The organism is Sphingomonas canadensis (assembly GCF_026013525.1).
Taxonomy (GTDB): Bacteria; Pseudomonadota; Alphaproteobacteria; order Sphingomonadales; family Sphingomonadaceae; genus Sphingomonas; species Sphingomonas canadensis.
Genome location: NZ_JAPDRA010000002.1, coordinates 404,710 through 429,472 on the forward strand (window position 1 = coordinate 404,710; position 24,763 = coordinate 429,472).

Genomic DNA, 24,763 nt, shown 5'->3' on the forward strand with positions numbered 1-24,763 from the left:
GGCGGAATCGGCCCCAGCCCGCTCAGACCGAACCCAGGAAGTCCATCTTGCCCAGCGGCACGCCCTTCATGCGCAGGATCGCATAGGCCGTGGTGAGGTGGAAATAGAAGTTCGGCAGCACGAAGCCGCGCACATAATCGATGCCGCTCATCTCGAAGCTGCGGTTCGGCGTGGCGATGGTGATGGTGGCCTGCTCGCGCCCGTTCATCCCCTCCGGCGTGGCGGTGGCGACCAGCGCCAGCGTGCGCGCGATGCGGTCCTGCAGGTCGGCGAAGCTCTTCTCCTCGTCCGCCATCGGCACATTTTCGACCTGGCCGACGCGGACGATGGTGAACTTCGCCGCGTCGCTCGCGCGCTGCACCTGATAGGGCAGGGGGTGCATGTCCGGATAGAGCCGCGCCTCCAGCAGCTCCGCATGCGCGATGCCGTTCGCATCGGCGTGCGCGCGCGCTTTTTCGAGGAAGGCGGATAGCGCCGCGAAGCCGCGCTGGAAGACCGGGACGGTCAGGTCGTAGAGTTCGGTAGCCATGGCCGCGGCACATAGCGCGGGCAGGGCGCCGGGGCCAGTGGCGCGGCGGGCGGGTTGCCGTGGCCCGCCGCTGGGGCCTATAGGCCCGCCGCGATGGGGGGCCGATTCGCCAATCGCCCGGCACGGGGGCTTGCGGTAGCGCTGGTTGCGCTCGCGCTGGCCGTTCGCGTGCTCGTCCCCTCCGGCTGGATGCCCTCGGCGGAGAGCCGCGGGCTGCTGCTCACGCTCTGCTCGTCCGCCTCGGGCGCCGAGATATTCGTGGAGATCGAGGGCAAGTCCGGCAAGGGCCATGGCCAGGGCGAACAGCGCGACAATCCTTGCGCCTTCGCCGGGCTGGGCATGGCCTTTGCGGCCACCGATCCGGTGCCGGCGCCGGCCGCGCCCTTCCATGCGCAGGATCGCGCCCCGGCGGCACCCGCGCTGATCGCGGCGATCGGCCGCGGGCTCGCCGCGCCGCCGCCGCCTGCCACCGGACCACCCGCAACCGCCTGAAACCCCGACCGACGCCGGCATTCCGCCGGCCCGTGACCCTGCGTGCGCGCGCCACAGCCGGCGGCGCCCGCGATCGAGGATTTTCAGATGCGTTTCCCGTTCCTGCTTTGCGGCGCCTGTGCCGCCGCGTTCGCCGTCCTTCCCTCCGCCGCCCTGGCCCAGAGCGACGCCGCCGACCCGGCCGATCCCAGCATCGTCGTGACCGCCCCCGCGCTCGATCCGGTCGACGTGACGCTGCGCCCCGGCGGCACCGACACCGTAACCTCCGACGAATATCAGGACGTGCTGGCGGTTTCGCTACGCGACACGCTCGCGCTCTCGCCGGGCGTCTACACCCAGCCGCGCTTCGGGCAGGAGGTGCGCCTGTCGGTGCGCGGTTCGGGGCTCAGCCGCGGCTTCCACATGCGCGGGCTCACGATCCTGCTGGATGGCGTCCCGGTCAACCTGGCCGATGACAACGGCGACTTTCAGGAACTGGACCCGGCGCTGCTCGCGCGGATCGACGTCTATCGCGGCGGCAACGCGCTGCGCTTCGGCGGATCGACGCTGGGCGGGGCGATCAACGCCGTTTCCCCCACCGGGCGCAGCCATCCGGGCGTGACGCTGCGGCTGGACGGCGGCAGCTTCGGCACGGTGCGCGGGCTGGTGTCGGGCGGCTTTTCGGACGATCGCGGCGACGTGTGGCTGGCGGTTTCAGGCGATCGTTCAGATGGCGAGCGCCAGCATTCCAGCCGCGGGGCGCTGCGCTTCTCCGGCAATGCCGGGCTGCGCCTGAACGACCGGATCGAGACGCGCTTCTATGCGCTGGCCAGCTATATCCGCCAGGATCTGCCGGGATCGCTGACGCTGGCGGAGGCACTGAGCACGCCCGGCCTATCGCGCGCCAACAATATCGCGATGGACCAGGAACGCGACATCACCTCGGTCCGCATCCAGAACCGCACCAGCGTCGATCTGGGCGGCGGCGCGGCGTTCGCCTTTGGCGGGCACTTCAACGCCAAGCAGCTTTTCCATCCGATCTTCCAGGTGATCGACCAGAAGTCGGAGGATCGCGGCCTGTTCGCCAGCCTGGACTGGGACAGCCAACTGGGCGGCATGCCCATATCGATCACGCTGGGCAGCCAGGCGCGCTTCGGCAACGTCAACGCCAAGCAATATGTGAACGTGGCGGGCGATCGCGGCGCGCTGACCAGCGACGTGAAGCAGCGCGCGCACACGATCAACACCTATGCCGAGTTGCGCCTGACCCCGGTGGAGCGGCTGACGCTGGTGCTGGGCGGCGTGCATTCGGACGGCTGGCGAAAGATCGACAACCGGCTGGTTCCCGCCAACAACGCGACGCGCGATTATGACGCCTTCTCGCCCAAGCTGGGCGTGGTGTGGGAGGCGGGCGATCAGGTCCAGTTCTACGCCAACTACAGCCGTTCGGTGGAATTCCCCGGCTTCGGCGAGCTGGTGCAGGCGCCCATCGCGGGCTTCGTTGATGTCGCGCCCCAGCGCGCCTGGACGTTCGAGATGGGCACGCGCGGCAGCGCGGGCATCGCGAGCTGGGACCTGACCTTCTACCGCGCCAGCCTGAAGGGCGAGATGCTGCAATATACGGTGAGCCCCGGCTTCCCCGCATCGACCTTCAACGGCGGGCGGACGCGGCACCAGGGGATCGAGGCGGGGCTGGACCTGGCCCCGCTGCCGTGGCTGAAGCTGCGGCAGATGTGGACCTTCAGCGATTTCCGCTTCCGCGGCGACGCGCAATATGGCGACAACCGGTTGCCGGTGATCCCGCAGCATTTGTATCGCGCGGAGCTGCGGCTGGGCGGCGATGCGCTGTCGGTCACGCCGCGCTTCGAATGGGTGCCCGAGGGGGCCTGGGCGGATTACCGCAACCAGTTCAAGGTGCCCGCCTATGCCACCATCGGCCTGGGCGCGGAGGCGAAGCTGGACCGGGTGACGCTGTTCCTCGATGCCCGCAACCTGACGGGCAAGAAGGCGGTGGGAGACATCTCCGCGGCGATCACCGCCAACGCCGCCAGCGTCGCCTTCTACCCGATCGAGCGCCGCGCCGTTTACGGCGGCGTCCGGGTGGGGTTCTGAGCCGGTGAGTGTGCCGGGAACCGCTCCGGCCATCGGTGCGGGGGAGGGCGGTGCCCTGTTCCGCGCCGCGTGGCGCTGGCATTTCTATGCCGGGCTGATCGTGCTGCCGGTGCTGCTGTGGCTGGCGGCGACCGGCGCGCTCTATCTCTACAAGCCCGAGATCGAACGGGCCTTCTACGGCGGCTGGAGCTGGGCGGCGCCGCAGGGAGAGCCGCGGCCGCTGGCGGCGCTGATCCCGGCGGTGGAGCGCCAGTCGGGCGGGCGCGTGACCAATGTCGCGCGCCCGGCCGGTCCGGCGGAGAGCTGGCGCATGGCGCTGGCGATGCCGGATGGTTCGCGGCGGCTGGCGTTCATCGATCCCTATCGCGGCGTGCTGCTGGGCACGGCGGCGGGCGGCGGGCTGATGGCCACGATCCGCGACCTGCACAGCCTGGCGATCACCGGGCCGGTGGGCAACGCGCTGGTGGAGATCGTGGCGGGCTGGGCGATCGTGCTGGTGGTGACGGGCGTGATCCTGTGGTGGCCGCGCGGCGGATCGCCCGCGGTGGGCGTGCGCGGCAGGCCGCGGTCACGGCTGTTCTGGCGCGATCTGCACGGGTCCGCCGGCGTGCTGGCCGCGGCGGTGATCCTGTTCCTGGCGGCCACGGGCATGCCGTGGACGGTGTTCGCCGGAGCGGGGCTGAACGATTGGGTGAAGTCGAGCGGGCTCGGCCGACCGAAGAGCCCGGGGCCGAACCCCTGGGAGAAGGCCCCGGCCAAGGCGGCGCCCGCGGAATCGCATGCGGGCCATGACCATGATGGTGGCACGGCCAGCCTGCCCTGGTCGATGCAGCGCCAGCCGGCCCCCGCCTCGCAGGGCGGGGCGAGCCGTGCCACGCCGGACCTTGCGGTGGCGCGGGCACAATGGGCGGGGCTCTCCGCTCCCTGGACGCTCACGCTGCCGCGCACGGCCGATGCGCCCTATCTGGTGTCCGCCGCCACCGTGCGGGCGCAGGACGCGCATGCCGTCTATCTCGACGCCGCCGACGGCCGCATCCTTCAGGACGCGCGCTATGGCGATTTCGGCGCGGGCGCGCGCTGGATCGAATGGGGCATCGCCACCCACCAGGGCCAGCAATATGGCGAGGCGAACCGGCTGCTGATGCTGGCGGGGTGCATCGCGATCTGGGTGCTGGGGATCACGGGGCCGGTGCTGTGGTGGAAGCGGCGGCGGGAAGGGCGGCTGCGCGCGCCGCCACGGGCCACGCGGCGGGGCATGCGGAACATGTCGATCGCGATGTTGGCGCTCGGCGTGCTGTTGCCGCTGACCGGGCTGACGATGCTGGCGGCGCTGGCAGGGGAGCTGGTGCTGGGCCGGGTGCGTGGGCGGGCCTGAAAAAAGAGAGGGAGACGGGCGCTGCCCGCCTCCCCCAGGGAGGAGTCCCTTCAGGCCGGAACCGCTTCGCGCGGCTCCAGAAGCATCGTCGCGGCGGCGGTGTTGGAAATCGGAATGTGATAGTTGCGGCTGCGCTCCACCGCCGCCTCGCCCAGCGCGCCGCGCGCGGCGATCCAGTTGAGGATCTCCACGCCCTGGCTGCCGGCCAGCTCGACGATATCGAGCGCGCTGTGGCGGATCAGCGCCTCCGGATCCGCCGCCAGCGAATCCATGCAGAAACGGTCATATTCCTTGTTGATATGCCCGGCCCGCTTGCCCTCAAGCTGGTGCGAGAGCCCGCCGGTGCCGAAGATCGCCACGCGCTCGTCGCCCGGCCAGCGGCGCAGCGCCTCGCCCACCGCGCGGCCCAGCGCCAGGCAGCGGCGGGGCGAGGGCAGGGGATGCTGCACCGTGTTGATCGCGATCGGGACGATGCGGACCGGATAGTCCGTCGTCGCGGGCCAGGCGAGCTGAATCGGCACCACCAGCGCGTGATCGACCAGCATCTCCTGGCACGTCGTGATGTCGAACTCGTCCGCCACCAGCGATTCGATCAGGTGCCAGCTCAGCGCGGTGTGCCCGCGCAACGCGCCCTGCACGGGCAGGCCCCATCCTTCGTCGGCGTTGCGATATTCGGGCGCCGCGCCGATCGCGAAGGTCGGCATCTTGTCGAGGAAGAAGTTGAGGCCGTGATCGTTGTAGAAGATCACCGCCACATCCGGCCGGGCACGCTCCAGCCATTCGTGGACCGGGCCGAACCCGTCGAAGAACGGGCTCCAATAAGGATCGCTCTCCAGCCCCTTGGCGATGGCGCCGCCGATCGCGGGGACATGGCTGGTGAACAGCCCGCCGACGATTTCCGCCATGGCTATTCCTCCTCGGCGTGCGCGGCCAGGCGCGCCTTGAACTCCTCGACGGTGCAGCCGGTCTGCTGCGCGCCGATGTCCTGCATGTTCAGCCCGAAGATCCCGGCCAGCTTGGCGAGATAATAGGCGTTGCCGCCCGCATCGAGCATCGCCAGCACGCTGCGGCTGGCCACAGCGGAGCGCTGTTCGGGCGTCAGATGGTATTTCGCGCAATAGCCGTCCTCGTCGGCGAGGAAGGCGGCGCGGTTCTCGGCGGAGTTGAACGAGAAGCACATGGCGTTGATCGCATAGCCGCGGCTGGCGGCGGCGCCGTCGAACACGGGGGTTCCGGGGATCACGCGCGCCCGCTGCACCGCGGCGCGGCTGTCCGGCATTCTCAGGACGCTGGCCATGTCCGTCTCCCCGCCTGCGATGTTGTCATCTCGATGCCGGGACCATGCCGGTATCGCGCGGGGCACAGCCTTGATCGGGATCAAAGAGGAATCGGCTGCGGTGCGCCGGATGCCATATAATTAATTGGTATATTTAGGAAAAATAGCAATCGTATGTGTTGCATACGTATTGTTCCCAATGTCCGGCCCGGCCCGGCCCGGGTGCCGCGGCCGCGAAAAAGCCGCCGCCCGGCATCCCGGACGGCGGCTTTCGCATTGCATCGGCAGGCTGGCCGCCGGCGCGGGATCATTCCTCGTTGAGGTAATCCCCCGCGTCGGCATCCAGGCCGTGGCCGCTCGGCACGACTGCGGCCAGCGGATCCTCGCCTGCGCCCTGGGAGTCGCGGACCGAGCGGGCGAGCTCGGCGGCATGCTCCTCGGCGGCGCTTTCCGGCGCGATCAGCGAGGCCTCGTTCATCCGGCGATGCGCCACGCGGAGCGCCGCATCGCGCGACGATGCCGCCACGCGCAGGCGGTTCATGCCCGCGCCGGTGCCCGCCGGGATCAGGCGGCCGACGATCACATTCTCCTTCAGGCCGTTGAGCGTGTCCTGCTTGCCCTGGACCGCCGCCTCGGTGAGGACGCGGGTGGTCTCCTGGAACGACGCCGCCGAGATGAAGCTGCGGGTCTGCAGCGACGCCTTGGTGATGCCCAGCAGGATCGGCTTGCCCTGCGCCGGCTGCTGGCCGGGCGCGAGCTTGGCGTTCTGCTCGTCCATCTCGTCGCGGTCGAGCTGCTCGCCCACCAGCAGGGTGGTGTCGCCGCTCTCGATGATCTCGACCTTCTGCAGCATCTGGCGAACGATCACCTCGATGTGCTTGTCGTTGATCTTCACGCCCTGGAGTCGATAGACTTCCTGGATTTCCGACACGAGATATTCCGCCAGCGGCTCGATGCCGAGCACCTCGAGAATGTCGTGCGGATCGGGGCTGCCGCCGATCAGGTTGTCGCCACGCTTGACGTAGTCGCCTTCCTGAACGTCGATCACCTTCGACTTCGGAACCAGATACTCCACGACCTCGCCGCCATCGTCCGGCTGGATGCCGATCTTGCGCTTGGCCTTGTAGTCCTTGCCGAACACGACACGGCCGGAGACCTTCGCGATGATCGCGTTCTCCTTCGGCTTGCGCGCCTCGAACAGCTCGGCCACGCGCGGCAGACCGCCCGTGATGTCGCGGGTCTTGGCGCTCTCGCGCGCGACGCGGGCCAGCACGTCGCCCGCCTGCACCTGCGCACCGTCCTCGACCGAGAGCACCGCGCCCGGGGCGAGCATGTAGCGCGCAGCCTCGGCCGCGTTGTCGCCGGTCAACGTCAGGCGCGGACGCAGGTCCTCCTTCGACTTGGAGGTGACGCGATATTCGATGACGACGCGCTGGGCGATGCCGGTCGCTTCGTCGGTCTGCTCGGTCAGCGTCTTGCCTTCCAGCAGGTCCTGATACTTCACGACACCCGCGGTTTCCGTGATCACCGGCATGGTGAACGGATCCCATTCCGCCATCCGGTCGCCCGCGCTGACGATGTGGCCATCGTCGAACATCAGGTACGCGCCATAGGGGATGCGATGCACGGCCAGCTCGCGGCCGTCCATGTCCAGGATCGCCAGCTCGCCCGAACGGCTGAGCACGACGCGGCGGCCGCGCTGATCCTCGATCACGCGCAGGTCGCGGAACTCGACCTTGCCGTCCACCGGGGCTTCCAGGTTCGACTGTTCGTTGAGCTGCGCCGCGCCGCCGATGTGGAAGGTACGCATCGTAAGCTGCGTGCCCGGCTCACCGATCGACTGCGCCGCGATGACGCCGACAGCCTCGCCGATGTTCACCGGCGTGCCGCGGGCCAGATCGCGGCCATAGCATTTGCCGCAGACGCCGAACTTGGCTTCGCAGACCAGCGGCGAGCGGATCTTCATGCCCTGGACGCCCAGCGCCTCGATCTGCGCGATCATCGCCTCGTCGAGCAGCGTGCCCGAGGGGATGGCGACCTCGCCGGTCTTCGCGTCGACCACGTCCTCGGCCGTGGTGCGGCCCAGGATGCGCTCGCCCAGCGAAGCGATGGTGCTGCCGCCCTGAACGATCGCCTTCATCTCCAGCGCGCGTTCGGTGCCGCAATCCTCCTCCATGACGACGCAGTCCTGCGACACGTCGACCAGGCGGCGGGTGAGGTAGCCCGAGTTCGCCGTCTTGAGCGCCGTGTCCGCCAGGCCCTTGCGGGCGCCGTGGGTGGAGTTGAAATATTCAAGGACGGTCAGGCCTTCCTTGAAGTTCGAGATGATCGGCGTCTCGATGATCTCGCCCGACGGCTTGGCCATCAGGCCGCGCATGCCGGCAAGCTGCTTGATCTGCGCCTGCGAGCCGCGGGCGCCCGAGTGGGCCATCATGTAGATCGAGTTGATCGGTGCCTCACGCCCGTTGTCGAGCTTCTTCACCGCCTTGATCTCGTCCATCATGGCCGCCGCCACCTGGTCGCCGCAACGGCTCCAGGCGTCGATCACCTTGTTGTACTTCTCCTGCTGGGTGATCAGGCCGTCCTGATACTGCTGCTCGTAATCCTTCACGAGCGTGCGCGTCTCGTCGACCATGGCCTCCTTGGCGGCCGGGATCACCATGTCGTCCTTGCCGAACGAGATGCCGGCGCGGAATGCGTGGCGGAAGCCCAGCGCCATGATGGCGTCGGCGAACAGCACGGTCTCCTTCTGGCCGGTGTGGCGATAGACGGTGTCGATGACGTCGCCGATCTCCTTCTTGGTCAGCAGGCGGTTGACCGTCTCGAACGGAACCTTGTGCGACTTGGGCAGGCATTCGCCCAGCAGCATGCGGCCCGGCGTGGTCTCATAGCGCTTCATGTACTGCTGACCGTTCTCGTCGGTCTGCCACACGCGGCTGATCACCTTGGTGTGCAGCGTCACCGCGCCGCTATCCAGCGCCTGGTGAACCTCGGCCATGTCGGCCAGCAGCATGCCCTCGCCGGGCTCCGCCTGCTTCTCCATGGTCAGGTAATAGAGGCCCAGCACCATGTCCTGCGACGGCACGATGATCGGCTTGCCGTTGGCGGGGCTGAGGATGTTGTTGGTCGACATCATCAGCACGCGCGCCTCAAGCTGCGCCTCGAGGCTCAGCGGCACGTGGACGGCCATCTGGTCGCCGTCGAAGTCGGCGTTGAACGCCGAGCAGACCAGCGGGTGGAGCTGGATCGCCTTGCCTTCGATCAGCACCGGCTCGAACGCCTGGATGCCCAGGCGGTGGAGCGTCGGCGCGCGGTTCAGCAGCACGGGGTGCTCGCGGATCACCTCGTCCAGGATGTCCCAGACTTCCTTGCGCTCCTTCTCGACCCACTTCTTGGCCTGCTTGAGCGTCATGCTCAGGCCCTTGGCGTCGAGGCGGGCATAGATGAACGGCTTGAACAGCTCGAGCGCCATCTTCTTCGGCAGGCCGCACTGGTGCAGCTTCAGCTCCGGCCCGGTCACGATCACCGAACGGCCCGAATAATCGACGCGCTTGCCGAGCAGGTTCTGGCGGAAGCGGCCCTGCTTGCCCTTCAGCATGTCGGACAGCGACTTGAGCGGACGCTTGTTGGCGCCGGTGATGGTGCGGCCGCGGCGGCCGTTGTCGAACAGCGCGTCGACCGCCTCCTGCAGCATGCGCTTTTCGTTGCGGACGATGATGTCCGGCGCGCGCAGCTCCATCAGGCGCTTCAGGCGGTTGTTGCGGTTGATCACGCGGCGGTAGAGGTCGTTCAGGTCCGACGTCGCGAAGCGGCCGCCGTCCAGCGGCACCAGCGGGCGCAGCTCGGGCGGGATGACCGGGATCACGTCCAGGATCATCCATTCCGGGCGGTTGCCGGAATCGATGAAGCTCTCGACGACCTTCAGCCGCTTGATGATCTTCTTGGGCTTCAGCTCCGACTTGGTCTCGGCCAGCTCCTTGAGCAGGTCCTCGCGCTCGCCGACCAGGTCGAGGTCCATCAGCATGGACTTCACCGCCTCGGCGCCGATGCCGGCGGAGAAGGCGTCCTCGCCATATTCGTCCTGCGCCTCGAGCAGCTCGTCCTCGGTGAGGAGCTGATACTTCTCCAGTGGGGTCAGGCCCGGCTCGGTGACGATGTAGGACTCGAAGTACAGCACGCGCTCAAGCTGCTTGAGCTGCATGTCGAGCAGCAGGCCGATGCGCGACGGCAGCGACTTCAGGAACCAGATGTGCGCGACGGGCGCCGCCAGCTCGATATGGCCCATGCGTTCGCGGCGGACCTTGGAGACGGTGACCTCCACGCCGCACTTCTCGCACACGATGCCCTTGTACTTCATGCGCTTGTACTTGCCGCACAGGCACTCGTAATCCTTGATCGGGCCAAAGATGCGCGCGCAGAACAGGCCGTCACGCTCGGGCTTGAACGTGCGGTAGTTGATCGTCTCCGGCTTCTTGATCTCGCCGAAGGACCAGGAGCGGATGCGATCCGGCGACGCGATGCCGATCTGGATCTGGTCGAACGTCTCCGGCTTGGCCATCGGGTTCGCGAAGTTGGTCAGTTCGTTCATTTTCTGCTCCAATTCCCCTCCCGCTTTGCGGGAGGGGCTAGGGGAGGGCTTGTCTTTCGTCGGGGAGGTCCGTGGCCCACAGGCCCTCCCCCGGCCCCTCCCGCAAGCGGGAGGGGAGAGATCGGCTTACTCCGCCGCCTCTGCCAGGCCGTCGCCGTCCTCGGACGCATCTTCCAGCGCCTTGAGTTCGACGTTGAGGCCCAGCGAGCGCATTTCCTTGACGAGCACGTTGAAGCTCTCCGGAATGCCGGCCTCGAACGTGTCGTCACCCTTGACGATCGCCTCATAGACCTTGGTGCGGCCGACCACGTCGTCGGACTTCACCGTCAGCATTTCCTGCAGCGTGTAGGCGGCGCCGTAGGCCTGGAGCGCCCACACCTCCATCTCGCCGAAGCGCTGGCCGCCGAACTGCGCCTTGCCGCCCAGCGGCTGCTGGGTGACCAGGCTGTACGGCCCGATCGAACGCGCGTGGATCTTGTCGTCCACGAGGTGGTGGAGCTTCAGCATGTAGATGTAGCCCACGGTCACCTTGCGATCGAAGGCGTCGCCGGTGCGGCCGTCGAACAGCGTCGACTGGCCCGAAGTGTCGAGCCCGGCAAGCGTGAGCATGTCGGACACATCGGCCTCGCGGGCGCCGTCGAACACCGGCGTCGCCATCGGTACGCCGCCCTTCAGGTTCTGCGCCAGCTCGACGATCTGGTCGGACGAGCGGGCGTCGATCTCGCCGTGATACTGCTCGCCGTAGATCGTCTTGAGCCGGTCCTTCACCACCTCCGGCATGCTGCCGGCCGGTGCGTCGGGATTGGCCTCGCGCCAGGATTCCAGCGCCTCGGCGATCTGCTTGCCCAGGCCGCGCGCGGCCCAGCCCAGATGCGTCTCGAAGATCTGGCCCACGTTCATGCGCGAAGGCACGCCCAGCGGGTTCAGCACCAGATCGACCGGGGTGCCGTCCTCCAGGAACGGCATGTCCTCGGCCGGCAGGATGCGGCTGATGACGCCCTTGTTGCCGTGGCGGCCGGCCATCTTGTCGCCCGGCTGCAGCTTGCGCTTCACCGCGACGAACACCTTGACCATCTTGAGCACGCCCGGCGGCAGCTCGTCGCCGCGCTCCAGCTTCTCGCGGCGGTCCTCGAACTTGTCCTTGATGCGCTTCACGGCCTCGTCATACTGGGCCTTCACCGCCTCAAGATCGCCCTGGACCTTGTCGTCCTGCACCGCGAACTTCCACCATTCGTGGCGATCGACGCTGTCGAGCAGGTCGCCGTCGATCTCGGCGCCCTTCTTCAGGCCCTTCGGCACCGAAGTGGCGACCTGGCCCAGCAGCATCTCGCGCAGGCGCGACCAGGTGGCGCGATTGAGGATGTTGCGCTCGTCGTCCGAGTCCTTCTTCAGGCGCTCGATCTCCTCGCGCTCGATCGCCATCGCGCGCTCGTCCTTGTCGATGCCGTGGCGGTTGAACACGCGCACGTCGACGATGGTGCCCGAAACGCCCGGCGGCAGGCGAAGCGAGGTGTCGCGCACGTCGCTGGCCTTTTCGCCGAAGATGGCGCGGAGCAGCTTTTCTTCCGGCGTCATCGGGCTTTCGCCCTTCGGCGTGATCTTGCCGACCAGGATGTCGCCCGGCTCCACCTCGGCGCCGATATAGACGATGCCCGCTTCGTCGAGGTTGCGCAGCGCTTCCTCGCCCACATTGGGGATGTCGCGGGTGATGTCTTCCGGCCCCAGCTTGGTATCGCGGGCCATCACCTCGAACTCGTCGATGTGGATCGACGTGAACACGTCGTCCTTCACGATCCGCTCGGAGATCAGGATCGAGTCCTCATAGTTGTAGCCGTTCCAGGGCATGAACGCGACGAGCGCGTTGCGGCCCAGCGCCAGCTCGCCGAACTCGGTCGAGGGGCCGTCGGCGATGATGTCGCCGGCGTTCACCACATCGCCCACCTTCACCAGCGGACGCTGGTTGATGCAGGTCGACTGGTTCGAACGTTCGAACTTCATCAGCGTATAGATGTCCACGCCGCTCTCGGTCGCCTCCAGATCGCCGGAGGCGCGGATGACGATGCGGGTGGCGTCCACCTGATCGACGATGCCGGAGCGCTTGGCGCCGATCGCCGCGCCCGAATCGCGCGCGACGGTCTCTTCCATGCCGGTGCCGACGAACGGCGCCTCGGCGCGCACCAGCGGCACGGCCTGACGCTGCATGTTCGATCCCATCAGCGCGCGGTTCGCGTCGTCGTTCTCAAGGAACGGGATCAGCGACGCCGCGACCGACACGAGCTGCTTCGGGCTCACGTCCATCAGCGTGATCGTGTCGGGGATCGCCATCAGGAATTCGCCCGCCTGACGCGCCGACACCAGCTCCTCGGTGAAGCGGCCTTCGGCGTCCGTTTCGGCGTTCGCCTGGGCGATCGTGTGCTTCGCCTCTTCCATCGCGGAGAGATAGACGACCTCGCTGGTCACCTTGCCGTCGATCACCTTGCGGTACGGCGTCTCGATGAAGCCGTACTTGTTGACGCGGCTGAAGGTGGCGAGCGAGTTGATCAGGCCGATGTTCGGGCCTTCCGGCGTCTCGATCGGGCAGATACGGCCATAGTGGGTCGGATGGACGTCGCGCACCTCGAAGCCCGCGCGCTCGCGGGTGAGGCCGCCCGGCCCGAGCGCCGAGACGCGGCGCTTGTGCGTCACCTCGGAGAGCGGGTTGGTCTGGTCCATGAACTGCGAAAGCTGCGACGAGCCGAAGAACTCGCGCACCGCGGCGACCGCGGGCTTCGCGTTGATCAGGTCGTTCGGCATCACGGTCGACACGTCGACCGAGCTCATGCGCTCCTTCACGGCGCGCTCCATGCGGAGCAGGCCGACGCGATACTGGTTCTCCAGCAGCTCGCCCACCGAGCGGACGCGGCGGTTGCCGAGGTTGTCGATATCGTCGACCTCGCCCTTGCCGTCCTTCAGGTCCACCAGCGTCTTGACGACGGCCAGAATGTCCTCGGTGCGCAGCGTGGTCACCGTGTCCTCGGCGTCCAGGCCCAGGCGCATGTTCAGCTTCACGCGGCCCACGGCCGACAGGTCGTAGCGCTCGGAATCGAAGAACAGGCCGTGGAACAGCGCCTCGGCGGTCTCCAGCGTCGGCGGCTCGCCGGGGCGCATCACGCGATAAATGTCGCTCAGCGCCTGCTCGCGCTCCTCGGCCTTGTCGGCGACGAGCGTGTTGCGGATCCACGGGCCGGTCGAGACATGGTCGATGTCGAGCAGCTCGATGCGGTCGATGCCCGCCTTGTCCAGCTTCTCAAGGTTCTCGGCCGAAACCTCGTCGCCGGCCTCGATATAGATCTCGCCGGTGGTTTCGTTGATCAGGTCATAGGCGCTGTAGCGGCCGAAGATCTCCTCGGTCGGGATCAGCAGCGTTTCCAGCCCGTCCTTCTGCGCCTTGTTGGCGGCGCGGGGGCTGATCTTCTGTCCGGCGGGGAAGATCACCTCGCCCGACTTGGCGTCGACGATGTCGAACATCGGCTTGGCGCCGCGCCAGTTCTCCGGCGCGAACGGGATCTGCCAGCCGTTCGGACCGCGCACGAAGGTGACGCGGTTGTAGAAATAGTTGAGGATCTCCTCGCTGTTCAGCCCCAGGGCGTACAGCAGGCTCGTCACCGGCAGCTTGCGCTTGCGGTCGATGCGGACGTTGACGATGTCCTTGGCGTCGAACTCGAAGTCCAGCCACGATCCGCGATAGGGGATGACGCGCGCGGCGAAGAGATACTTGCCGCTCGCATGCGTCTTGCCGCGGTCATGGTCGAACAGCACGCCCGGCGACCGGTGCATCTGGCTGACGATGACGCGCTCGGTGCCGTTGATGAAGAAGGTGCCGTTCTCGGTCATGAGCGGCATGTCGCCCATGTAGACGTCCTGCTCCTTGATATCGAGGACCGAACGGGCTTCCGTATCGGGATCGACCTCGAACACGATCAGGCGCAGCGTGACGCGCATCGGCGCGGCATAGGTGATGCCGCGCTGGCGGCACTCCTCCACGTCGAACTTCGGCGGCTCCAGCTCATAGTTGACGAAGTCCAGCTCCGCAGTGCCCGCGAAATCGCGGATCGGGAACACGGAGCGCAGCGTCTTCTCCAGTCCGGAGACATAGCCGATCGCCGGGTTCGAGCGCAGGAACTGCTCATAGCTTTCGCGCTGCACCTCGATCAGGTTCGGCATCTGCACCACTTCGTGGATGTCGCCGAAAACCTTGCGGATGCGGCGCTTGAGCGTGCCGCCCGAGCCCGAGCCTTCGATTGCCTTGGTCGCCATGGGTTTTTTGTGCCTCGTCAGCCTGTAATCGCGTCCCGGTAACCGCCGGGTCAGACACGCAGAAAACAGACGCAAAGAGGCCGGATCGCCTTCCCGTAATTCGGAAAAACTCCAGCCACTCCAGCGTCTGTGATGCCTCGGCCGACCAATTCGTGCGATGCGCTGCGCGACGGCGCATCATTTCCCGGTCGTGGGGCAGGGGCGCGATATAGGATCGCGGTTGGATTCTGTCAAACGCCGCAACGGGCACGCGCACATGCGCGCAGCGCCCGGAAACGCGCGTGTGCGCGCAAGGCTCGACAAGCCCGCGCCGATGCGCCATCGCTCCGCCCCGCGCGCGCCACGCCCTGGCGCCCCATCATCTCGAACGGCTTCTGGATCTGGTTAGGCGATGCCGGTGACTTTCCGCAATCTTGTGAACGGCCTTGGCGCGGCGGCCGCCGCCGCAGCGATCGTCGCGCCCGCCGCGGGCCAGCAGACGCCCGCGCCCGCCCCGGCGCCCACGCGCTCGTCCACGATCATGACGCTCCCCGGGGCGGAGACCTTCGATTTGGGCAACGGCGGCCGCCCGGCGCCCACGCCCAGCGCGCGGCCCTCGCCCCGGCCGTCCGCCAGCGCCACGCCGCGCGCGACGCCATCGCCGCGCCCCTCCGCCACGCCATCCGCACGCGCCACGCCGACGCCGGCGCCCAGCGTCACGCCGCGCGCGACGCTATCGCCTTCTCCCACGGTCTCGCCAACGCCGTCGCCATCGGCAACGCCGCTGCCCGCGCCTTCCGATGCGCCCGGCTTCACGCCCGAGGCGCCCGTTGCGGAGGCATCCGCCAGCCCGGTGCCGGAGCAGGGCGGGGGCGTGCGCACCGGGCCGGACTGGCTGTGGATGCTTGCGGGCGGCCTGCTGGTGGCGGCGTTCGCGGCCTGGTGGTGGTTCGGCGGCAGGCGGCGGCGGCCCGCGCGCAGGCGTTCGTCCTCGCCACCGCGCCAGGCCGTGCCGGTGCCGCCGCCGCCGCCCGCTCCCGCTCCTGTGCCCCGGGCTCCCGCGCGTCCCGCCGCGCCTCCGCCTCCGCCGCCCGCTCCGGCGGCGCAGCCGAAGCCCGTGTCGCTCCAGCTTCCGGGCGATCCCTTCGTCATAGAGATGCGCCCCTCGGAGATTCTGCTGGCCGACGGGCGCGTCGACCTGAAGCTGGAGCTGGTGCTCGGCAATCCTTCGGACGTCCCGGCGGAGGGCATCCGGCTGACGCTGGCGATGGCCAGCGCGCGGCCCGACCAGGATCTAATGCTCTCGGCCTTCCACGCGCGCCCGCCGGTTCCGCCCGTCGCCGATCCGTTCGACCTGCCTGCGCGCAGCGCAACGCGCGTGCCCGGCACGCTCTCGATCGCCGGGGATACGCTGCATGTCGTGAATGTCGGCGCGCGGCCGATGTTCGTGCCGATCGTGATGCTCGACATCCGCTGGCGCGGCGGGCTGAGCATCCGCCACTTCTCCGCGGACTTCATGGTCGGCACGGCGGGGCAGGGGGACAAGCTCGGCCCGATCTGGCTCGATCGCGGCAACAGCCGTCAGACCGGGCTGGCGATGACGCGCTATGTGCCGCAGGGGACGCGCCCGGCGGGCCGCTGATCGGTTCGTCGATTTCAGGCTTCCGGTCGTCGCAGGCGGCGCAGCCTGCGGCGGGTTCCATTCGTTGTCCCGCCGTCATGAAGACCAGTGCGTATCAGCCCGCCCCGCGCCTCGCCGTGATTTTCGGTGCCGCGCTCGTTGCAACCCCAGCCATGGCGCAGGAGGTCGCGCCACCCCCGGTGGTGTCGACCCAGACCACGCCGGCCCCGGCGCCTGCCCAGCCGCGTGTCGTGTTCGCGCCCGCCGCCCCGGTGGTGCAGGAGGCCCCGGCCGCCACGGCGGAACCGGCGCCGCAGCCCGCCCGGGCGCGTCCGGCCCAGCGCCAGGCCGCGCGCGCCGCCCCGGCCCGCGCGTCCGCCGCCCCCGCGCCCCGCGCCGCCGCTCCCGCTCCCCAGGCGCAGGCCCAGCCCGCCGAAACCCCGCCGCCCGCGGCTCCCGCCGCCGAAACCGCTCCCGTCCCGCAGGCTGCCGCTCCCGTCGAGCCGGTCGAGACGCTGCCGCCTCCGCCCGCAGTCGAGACCGGTGTGGTCGAGGAGAATGTGCCGCAGCGTTCGAACTGGCTGTGGATCGCGCTGGGCGCGGTGCTGGCCGGTGCCATCGCCTTCGCGCTGCTGTTCCGCCGCCGCCGCGCTGCGAGCGAGGAATATGCTCCGGCCGCCGCCGCTCCGATCGCTGCCGCCCCCATCGCCGCGACCGAAGCGGATGCGGCGCCCGCCGGCCCGATCGGCGCGGAGCTTCACGCCAGCCGCGCCGCGCGCGACGAGCTGGCGGGCATCGCCGATCGCCCGGCCCCCGTCGCCGCCCGCCCGTGGCTGGAGCTGGGCATGCGCCCGGTGCGCGCCGGCACCAGCGCGGACGAGGCGCTGGTCGAGATCGAGCTGATCGTCGGCAACGCGGGCGACACCCCGGCGGAGGACGTGCGCATCGCCGCCTTCATGCTCCCGCCCGGCACGCGCCCGAGCGAGATGGAGGCGCTGCTGATCGAGCAGGGCGGCGCGCTGCCCCCGCAGACGATCCGCCCGGGCGAGGGCACCCGCATCGACGGCACGCTGGCGGTCCACCGTTCGGAGATCAACGGCAGCTTCGCGCCGCTGGTCGTCGCCGAGGCGCGCTATCGCCTGCCGGACGGCAGCGAGGGCCGCACTGCCGCCACCTTCCAGGTCGGCATCGACAATGGCGGCGGCATCGCCCCGATCGCGGTCGACCGCCCGGCGATGCACGACGACGTCTCCGCCGAACTGCGCGGACGCCCCGAACACGTCTGATCCTTCACGCGCCTGAACCGGTCTCCAGGCGAACCTCCGGCCCGTCCCCGTCCTGGGGGCGGGCCTATTTTCAGCGCCCGCCGCCGCGCCCCGCCGCGCGCAGCACCTCCGCCCGCAGCGCCGGATAGAGCGTGCGGTTGCCGAAGCCGCTCAGATGGTCCCCGTCCAGGAACAGCGGCTTCCCGCCCGCGAAGGCGCTGCACACCGCGCCCGGGCACAGGATGGGGAAGGGGTCCCACACCCGCACCCCCGGCACCTCGCGCTCCAGCCGGCGCAGCGCCGCCATCACCGGCTCGCGCCGCCGCAACAGCACCTCGCGCGGCACCTCCAGCCCGCCGCGGCACACCGGGTTCCCCCGGTTGAACCAGTCGGAACAGCGAAAGGCGGGGGCGGGGAACAGCGGCTTGGGCGCCTCGATGATCACCGGCAGGCCGATCGCGGTCACCCGGCGCAGCCACGCGCGCGCATCGTCGATCACCGCTTCGGGCACCGCCCCGCCGGCTCCCGCGGGCAGGATGTCGGTGCCATATTGGTTGATGAACCGCGCCTGGCGCAGCGCGGGCAGGAACACCACGTCGCCCGGCCTCGCCTTCGCCTTCAGGTCGGCCAGCATATGCTCGAACACCGGGCGGCATCCGGGATTGGCGGGCTCGTTGAGCTTCAGGAAGGGGCAGCGCGGCCGTGCCCAGGCGCGCGCGCGGATGCCCAGCTCGCCGGCGAGCTGGCGATAGACCGGCGTATAGGCGATCGCGTGCGAATCCCCGATCGCGTGCAGCGTGAAGCCGCCCGCCGCGCCCTTGCAGCCCTCCGGCTCCCACAGCGACAGGTTGGGCGCCGCCGGATCGCGCGACGCCCGCACGCCGCAGCGCGTGATCGCCGGATCATTGGGGTGCCGCTCGTCGGCATACCAGGCGGCATGATCGCGCGTGACGCTCAGCGTGATCCGGTCGTGCGCGGCGAACAGCGCGAAGGCGACCGCCGCCCCCGCCAGCGTGCCGCCCATCGCGCGCGCCACCACCCGCCCGCGCGGCATCGCCGCGATCCGCGGGCTGGCGCGCAGCGGACGCTCGATCAGCAGATAGGACGCCGCCGCCAGCACCACCGACAGCGCCAGTGCGGCTAGCTGGAGCGGCAGCGTGCCCAACCCGACAGTCCAGCGGAACAGCACCAGCACCGGCCAGTGCCACAGGTACAGCGAATAGGAGAGCAGCCCCACTGCCACCACCGGCCGCAGCGACAGCAGCCGCGCGAGCGGCGATGCCGGCGCCGCCGCCACGATCGCGATCAGCCCCGCCGTGCCCAGCACCGGCAGCAGCGCGAGCGGGAAGGGGAAGGCCGTGCCGCGCGGCACCGCCAGCCCCACCGCCACCAGCGCCGCCGCGCCCAATGTCAGCTCCGCGCGGTGTCGCCCGCCCATCTCCTCGATCCAGCCGCGCCAATGCCGCGCCGTCAGGCACAGCAGCATTCCCGTGCCCAGCTCCCAGAAGCGCGCGGGCATCAGATAGAAGGCATAAGGCCCGTCCAGCGAAGCGATCGCGGCGCAGGCCGCCAGCGACGCGATCGTCAGCCCGCCGACGATCGCCAGCATCCGCCCTTCGCCCATCGCCGCGCGCCCCGGCCGGTCGCGCAGATACCAGAAGAGCAGGAAGGGGAAGACCAGGTAGAACTGCTCCTCCACCCCCAGCGACCAGGTGTGGGTGAAGGGATTGTATCCCGCCTGCGGCCCGAAATAGGTGTCGGTATCGGTCGCCAGCACGATGTTGCTCAGCCCGAAGAAGGCGAAGCGCCCGACCTGGGGCAGCGTGTTGCTCAGCCAGGCTTCGGGGATGAAGAGCTGCGCCGCCAGCGCGGTGGCGATCAGCATCGCCACCAGCGCCGGCATGATCCGCACCAGCCGCCGCGCGTAGAACCACGCCAGCATCGCGCGCAGCGTTTCGAAACGCCGCCCGATCACCGATCCGGTGACGACGAAGCCGGAGATCACGAAGAAGATGTCGACGCCGGTGAACCCGCCCGGCAGCGCTTCCGGCCACAGGTGAAACACGATCACGCCGGTCACTGCCAGCGCGCGTAAGCCGTCCACCGCCGGAAGATATCCCGGCGCCGTCTGCCGCGGCTCCATCCCCTGGTGGCTCCCCTCCTGTGTTGCCGCCTCTATCCGCCGCCGCGCGCCGGCGCGCAATGGGGGAAGCGCCCGGCAACATCGCGGAAACGCGCCGGGCGCAGGGGCCGGACATACGCGGGAGCAGGCGCCGCGAGGAGTCCCTTCCGGACGTCCTTGTGTAGTGTTACGCCAATACAGTTCCGCGATTCTGTGGGAGGTTTCATGAAGTTGAGAACGATGTGCGCAGCCGCAGCGCTCGCGGCATTCGCCGTTGCGCCGCAGGCCTGGGCCGGTCCGGGCGGCAAGCCCGCCGCCGCCGCTGCCGCAGCCAATACCGGGCTGAAGGTCGAAAGCCAGTATTTCACCCTGCCCAACGGGCTGCGCGTGGTGCTGGCGAAGGACAATATCGCCCCCACGGTCACCGTCGCGGTCTATTACGGCATCGGCTTCCGCATCGAGCCGAAGGAACGCACCGGCTTCGCGCACCTGTTCGAACATCTGATGTTCCAGGGATCGAAGAACGCGCCCAAGGGCGTGTTCGATACCACCATCACCAATTCGGGCGGCATCAACAACGGCTCCACCCGCTTCGATTTCACCAATTATTTCGAAGTGGTGCCGTCGAGCGCGCTGGAGCGGATGCTGTGGCTTGAGGCCGATCGCATGGCCAATCCGGTGATCGACGAAACCGTGCTGAAGAACCAGCAGGGCGTTGTCGGCAACGAGGTGAAGGGCAATGTCCTCAACCAGCCCTACAGCACCTGGCCGTGGATCGACCTGCCGATGCTGGCCAACACCAACTGGTACAACAGCCACAATTTCTACGGCGACCTGGCGGAGATCGAGGCGGCGACGGTGGAGGACGCCAAGGCCTTCTCCGAGGCCTTCTATCGCCCCAGCAACGCCGTGCTCGTGGTGGCGGGCGACATCGATTACGCCGCGACGAAGGCGATGGTCGAAAAATACTTCGGCTGGATGCCCGCGAAGCCTGCGGTGACGCTGCCCGACATCTCCGAGCCGCGCCAGACGGAGGAGAAGTTCAAGAGCCGGGTCGACACGAAGGCGCCCAAGCCCGGCTATGCCTTCGGCTATCATGTGCCCAAGCGCGGCACGCCCGAATGGTATGCCATGGGCCTGATCGACCAGATCCTCGTCCAGGGCAACGACAGCCGACTGTATCGCAAGATCGTGCAGGAGGCGGACATTTCCGGCGATGTCGACGGCGGCATCAACTTGGGCCTGGGCAACATGTTCGATTACAACGGCCCGATGCTGTGGAGCGTCAACTTCACCCACGATCCCAGCCACACCACCGCGCAGATCACCGCCGCGGTGGACAGCGTGATCGACGAGCTGATCGCCAAGCCGGTCAGCGCCGCGGAGCTGAACCGCGCGCGCACCAAGATGCGCTCGCAGCTCTACAGCACGATCGACAGCAGCGGCCGCATCGGCCTGATCAATCTGCTCGCGGTCTATGCGCTGTTCGACAACGATCCCTCGGCGATCAACCGGATCGAGGAGGGCTTCGCCAAGGTGACGCCCAAGCTGATCCGGAAGACCGCGCGCGAATATCTGCGCAAGACCAACCGCTCGATCTACGTCATCGAGCCCGGCGCCGCCCAGGGCGCCAAGCCGCAGGGAGGCAAGTGATGAAGCGCGCGCTGTTCCTTTTCGCCGCCGCGCTCGCGGTATCGGCGCCCTCGCTGGCGATGGCGCAGGAGATTCCGCCCGCGCCGCCGGTCGGCGATCCCAAGCCGTTCAAGCTGCCGCCGAGCGAGACCTATACGCTGCCCAACGGCATGCAGGTGACGCTGATCCCCTATGGCGTGGCGCCCAAGACGGTGGTGTCGCTGCGCGTGCGCGCGGGCTCGATCAATGAAGACGGCAACACCTGGCTTTCGGGCGTCACCGGCGAGCTGATGAAGGAAGGCGCGGGCGGCAAGTCCGCGGGCGATGTCGCCACCGCCGCGGCGGGGATGGGCGGCAACCTGAACGTCGGCACCGGCAACCTGACCACCAACATCACGATGAACGTGCTGTCGGAGTTCGCGCCGCAGGCGATCGGGCTGGTGGCGGATGTGGCGATCCGGCCGAACCTGCCCGCCGCAGAGCTGGGCCGCGTCAAGAGCAACCTGGGCCGCGCGCTGGCGCAGGCGCTGGCGCAGCCGGGCGTGCTGGCCAATGTCGCGCTCGCGCGCCGCATCTATGGGCCGGATCATCCCTATGGCCGTCCGCTGGCGACGCCGGAGCAGCTTTCGGGCTACACCATCGATCAGGTGAAGGCGTTCCATTCCAGCCAGTTCGGCGCCAGGCGCGCGCATCTCTACATCGCCGGGCGGTTCGATTCCGTGGCGGTGAAGGCGGCGATCAGCAAGGCGTTCAAGGGCTGGGCGGCCGGCCCCGATCCGGTCGCGCTGGCCAGCCCGCACACCGCGGGCCCCGCGGTGATCCTGGTCGACCGGCCGGACGCGCCGCAGACCACGCTGCGCCTTGCCTTCGATGCGCCGCTGGCGGGCGCGCCGGGCGATGTGCCGAACCGGGCGATGAACGAGCTGCTGGGCGGCGCCTTCAGCTCGCGCATCACCACCAACATCCGCGAGGACAAGGGCTATACCTATTCGCCGGGGTCGGACACCGCCTTCTCTCCCGGGGACGCGCTGTGGACGTTCGAGGCGGATATTACCACGGACGTCACCGGCCCCGCGCTGAAGGAGGTGTTCGGCGAGATCCGCCGGATGCAGACCGAGGCGCCGTCCGCGGAGGAGAGCAAGGGCATCCGCACCTATATCGCCGGACTGTTCGCGATCCAGAACTCGACGTCGAACGCGGTGATCGGCACGGTCGCGGGGCGCGATCTGCTGGGGCTGCCGACCGACTGGCTGGAAACCTATATCCCCGCGGTGCTGGCGGTGACGCCCGAGCAGATGCGCGATGCGGCGGCGGCGAACCTGCCGCTCGGCAAGCTGACGCTGGTGGCGGTGGGCGACCTCGCCAAGATCAAGCCCCAGCTCGAAGCGCTGCCCGAGCTGAAGGGCCTGCCCGTGCAGACGGTGACGGTGCCCTGAGGGGGAGGAAGGGCTCCCTGCGAAAGCGGGGGGACCAGGGCCGGGAGCGATACGATCCCGGTCCGGCGCGAAGCCAAAGAAGAAGGGGCGGCTCCCATATGGGAACCGCCCCTCTTTCTTTGCTCGTAGCTGGTCCCGGCCGGGGCAGGGATGATCGCTGCTACGCGGCGATCACTTGACCTCGACGGTCGCGCCGGCTTCCTCGAGCTGCTTCTTGAGCTTCTCGGCCTCGTCCTTCGACACGCCTTCCTTGACGGCCTTCGGAGCGCCTTCGACCAGCGCCTTGGCTTCGGTCAGGCCCAGGTTGGTGATCGCGCGGACTTCCTTGATGACGTTGATCTTCTTGCCGCCGTCGCCGGTCAGGATCACGTCGAACTCGGTCTTCTCTTCGGCAGCCGGGGCAGCGGCGGCACCGCCGCCAACAGCCGCAACCGCGACCGGAGCAGCGGCAGTCACGCCCCACTTGTCTTCAAGAAGCTTCGAAAGCTCAGCGGCTTCGAGGACGGTCAGCTCGGAGAGCTGGTCAACAAGAGCGTTCAGGTCAGCCATTTTAAAACTCCAAATATATTCAGTTGATCAGGGGTTCGGTCGCCGGAGCCGCCCTTAGGCGGCGTCCTTCTCCGCATATGCCTTGAACACGCGCGCGAGCTGCGACGCCGGGGCCTGGGTGACGGCCGCGAGCTTGCTCGCCGGAGCCTGAAGCAGGCCGACGAGTTTGCCGCGGAGTTCATCCAGCGACGGCAGCGAGGCGAGCGCCTTCACGCCTTCCGCGTCGAGAAGCTGCTTGCCCATCGCGCCGCCGACGATCTCGATCTTGTCGGTCGTCTTGGCGAAATCCACCACCGCCTTGGCCGCAGCCACGGGATCGGTGGAGGTGGCAACCGCAGTCGGACCCGTGAACAGGTCCGCGAGCACGGTGTAATCCGTGCCCTCGAGCGCGATCTTGGCAAGGCGGTTCTTCGCGACCTTGTAGCTCGCGCCGGCTTCGCGCACCTTGTTGCGCAGGACCGTGGACTGCGCCACGCTCATGCCGAGGTTGCGGGTGATCACCACCGCGCTGGCCTCGCCAAAGGTACGGTTCAGCTCGGAAACGAGCTCGGTCTTCTGAGCGCGATCCATGCCGTTCTCCTCAAATGGGCACCGCTTGCGCGATACCCGGTCCACAAATGTCCGAGGGGCACGATCGTCGTTGCCAGAGAAATCCCCTGGCTGGACCCGAAGCGCTCCATCGCACGGAGGCCGCGGCAAAAATCTGTCCCCGTCTTGGCGGGAGATTAAGGCCGGCATATTCCGGCCACCCGCTGTCTCGGACGGCACGCCCGCGGGCAGGCCCGCGAAGCGAAGGCGCGCACATAGCCGGAACGCCGCGAAAGTCAATGCCGTGCCGCGGACAAGCGGCGGGGAAGGGGCGGGTTAACGGCCGCGGCGGCTGTTCCCGCGCGGGACAGCGGGAATCGCCCGATAGCCAAGCCGCGCCGCGATGGCGATAATGGGGGCGTGAAGGCGATACTCACCCTGTTCGCGATGCTGATGGCGATCGTGGCCGTGCCGCTGCCCGCGCATGCCGCGGCGCAGGGGCCGCGCGTGATCCAGGTGCTGGAGCCCGGCACCGAGCTGGAGCCCGGCGAATATCTGTGGAACCCGGAACTGGGAGCCGCCGGCGCGATCGAGATCGTCGTCGATCTGGATGCCGAACGGATGTACGTCTATCGCGGCGGTGCCGAGATCGGCCGCACGCTGATCATCTATGGCGACGACGGCAAGCCGACGCCCACCGGCGAGTTCCGCATCCTGGAAAAGAAGCGGGACCATATCTCAAACATCTATCACCTGCCGATGCCGTGGATGATGCGGCTGACCTGGGGCGGGATCGCGATCCACGGCAGCGGTAGCGAGGTGGACGGGCGCTATGCCACCCATGGCTGCATCGGCGTGCCCGACGAGTTCGCCGAGCTGCTGTTCGGCGTCACGCCCAAGGGCGCGCGGGTGACGGTGACGCGCGGCTGGATGCGCGAAGTCTACGGCTGAGTGATTGCGGGCCGGCGCGGCCGCCCGCCCAAA

General features: G+C 68.7%; 17 protein-coding genes. 8 read left to right on the forward strand and 9 right to left on the reverse strand.

What is annotated here, in order from left to right:
• Positions 1-22 precede the first annotated feature (22 nt).
• Positions 23-529 (reverse strand): DUF1993 domain-containing protein, encoded by a 507-nt coding sequence (locus OM513_RS06935; protein ID WP_264943421.1) that lies wholly within the window; start codon positions 527-529, stop codon positions 23-25.
• Between the two features lie 93 nt (positions 530-622).
• On the opposite strand from OM513_RS06935, the gene OM513_RS06940 reads away from it, so the two are divergent.
• From OM513_RS06940 to OM513_RS06950, 3 genes are all read left to right on the forward strand, one after another.
• Entirely contained in the window at positions 623-1,021 is a 399-nt protein-coding gene (locus OM513_RS06940; protein ID WP_264943422.1) for a hypothetical protein, read from the forward strand.
• A gap of 87 nt (positions 1,022-1,108) precedes the next feature.
• Positions 1,109-3,112 (forward strand): TonB-dependent receptor family protein, encoded by a 2,004-nt coding sequence (locus OM513_RS06945; RefSeq protein WP_264943423.1) that lies wholly within the window; start codon positions 1,109-1,111, stop codon positions 3,110-3,112.
• Between the two features lie 4 nt (positions 3,113-3,116).
• Positions 3,117-4,487 carry a PepSY-associated TM helix domain-containing protein gene (locus OM513_RS06950; RefSeq protein WP_319951604.1) on the forward strand — a complete coding sequence of 457 codons (1,371 nt, stop codon included), beginning with the start codon at positions 3,117-3,119 and terminating at the stop codon, positions 4,485-4,487.
• Between the two features lie 50 nt (positions 4,488-4,537).
• Here OM513_RS06950 and OM513_RS06955 read toward each other — a convergent pair whose 3' ends face one another.
• From OM513_RS06955 to OM513_RS06975, 5 genes are all read right to left on the reverse strand, one after another.
• Positions 4,538-5,392 carry a class III extradiol dioxygenase family protein gene (locus tag OM513_RS06955; RefSeq protein ID WP_264943424.1) on the reverse strand — a complete coding sequence of 285 codons (855 nt, stop codon included), beginning with the start codon at positions 5,390-5,392 and terminating at the stop codon, positions 4,538-4,540.
• 2 nt (positions 5,393-5,394) lie between these two features.
• Complete coding sequence (locus OM513_RS06960; protein WP_264943425.1) at positions 5,395-5,784, reverse strand: protocatechuate 4,5-dioxygenase subunit alpha; 390 nt, start codon at positions 5,782-5,784, stop codon at positions 5,395-5,397.
• A 286-nt stretch (positions 5,785-6,070) separates the two neighbouring features.
• A complete protein-coding gene (rpoC, locus tag OM513_RS06965; protein ID WP_264943426.1) occupies positions 6,071-10,351 on the reverse strand; it encodes a DNA-directed RNA polymerase subunit beta' in 4,281 nt (1,426 codons plus the stop codon).
• Positions 10,352-10,477: 126 nt separating this feature from the next.
• On the reverse strand, positions 10,478-14,647 hold the full coding sequence (gene rpoB / locus OM513_RS06970) for a DNA-directed RNA polymerase subunit beta (RefSeq protein ID WP_264943427.1): 4,170 nt from the start codon (positions 14,645-14,647) through the stop codon (positions 10,478-10,480).
• Between the two features lie 384 nt (positions 14,648-15,031).
• The gene (locus tag OM513_RS06975) at positions 15,032-15,508 is read right to left on the reverse strand and encodes a hypothetical protein (RefSeq protein WP_264943428.1); all 477 of its coding nucleotides are present in this window, start codon (positions 15,506-15,508) and stop codon (positions 15,032-15,034) included.
• On the opposite strand from OM513_RS06975, the gene OM513_RS06980 reads away from it, so the two are divergent.
• Entirely contained in the window at positions 15,501-16,268 is a 768-nt protein-coding gene (locus tag OM513_RS06980) for a hypothetical protein (protein WP_264943429.1), read from the forward strand. The two genes, OM513_RS06975 and OM513_RS06980, sit on opposite strands and share 8 nt — an antisense overlap.
• A 77-nt stretch (positions 16,269-16,345) precedes the next feature.
• Positions 16,346-17,533 (forward strand): hypothetical protein, encoded by a 1,188-nt coding sequence (locus OM513_RS06985; protein ID WP_264943430.1) that lies wholly within the window; start codon positions 16,346-16,348, stop codon positions 17,531-17,533.
• Positions 17,534-17,603: 70 nt separating this feature from the next.
• On the opposite strand, the gene OM513_RS06990 is transcribed toward OM513_RS06985, so the two are convergent.
• Positions 17,604-19,616 (reverse strand): acyltransferase family protein, encoded by a 2,013-nt coding sequence (locus OM513_RS06990; protein WP_264943431.1) that lies wholly within the window; start codon positions 19,614-19,616, stop codon positions 17,604-17,606.
• Positions 19,617-19,859: 243 nt separating this feature from the next.
• Between OM513_RS06990 and OM513_RS06995 the strand changes: the two genes are divergently transcribed.
• Both OM513_RS06995 and OM513_RS07000 read left to right on the forward strand, forming a co-directional pair.
• Entirely contained in the window at positions 19,860-21,287 is a 1,428-nt protein-coding gene (locus OM513_RS06995) for a M16 family metallopeptidase (protein ID WP_264943432.1), read from the forward strand.
• Positions 21,287-22,702, forward strand: coding sequence for a M16 family metallopeptidase (locus OM513_RS07000; protein WP_264943433.1), 1,416 nt, complete (start codon positions 21,287-21,289; stop codon positions 22,700-22,702). Before OM513_RS06995 ends, OM513_RS07000 begins: the two co-directional genes overlap by 1 nt.
• Before the next feature lie 171 nt (positions 22,703-22,873).
• Here OM513_RS07000 and rplL read toward each other — a convergent pair whose 3' ends face one another.
• Both rplL and rplJ read right to left on the reverse strand, forming a co-directional pair.
• Entirely contained in the window at positions 22,874-23,251 is a 378-nt protein-coding gene (gene rplL, locus OM513_RS07005; RefSeq protein ID WP_264943434.1) for a 50S ribosomal protein L7/L12, read from the reverse strand.
• Positions 23,252-23,305: 54 nt separating this feature from the next.
• On the reverse strand, positions 23,306-23,821 hold the full coding sequence (gene rplJ, locus OM513_RS07010) for a 50S ribosomal protein L10 (RefSeq protein WP_264943435.1): 516 nt from the start codon (positions 23,819-23,821) through the stop codon (positions 23,306-23,308).
• Between the two features lie 378 nt (positions 23,822-24,199).
• Between rplJ and OM513_RS07015 the strand changes: the two genes are divergently transcribed.
• Positions 24,200-24,730, forward strand: a complete 531-nt coding sequence (locus OM513_RS07015; protein ID WP_264943436.1) for a L,D-transpeptidase family protein — start codon at positions 24,200-24,202, stop codon at positions 24,728-24,730.
• The last annotated feature ends 33 nt before the right edge of the window (positions 24,731-24,763 follow it).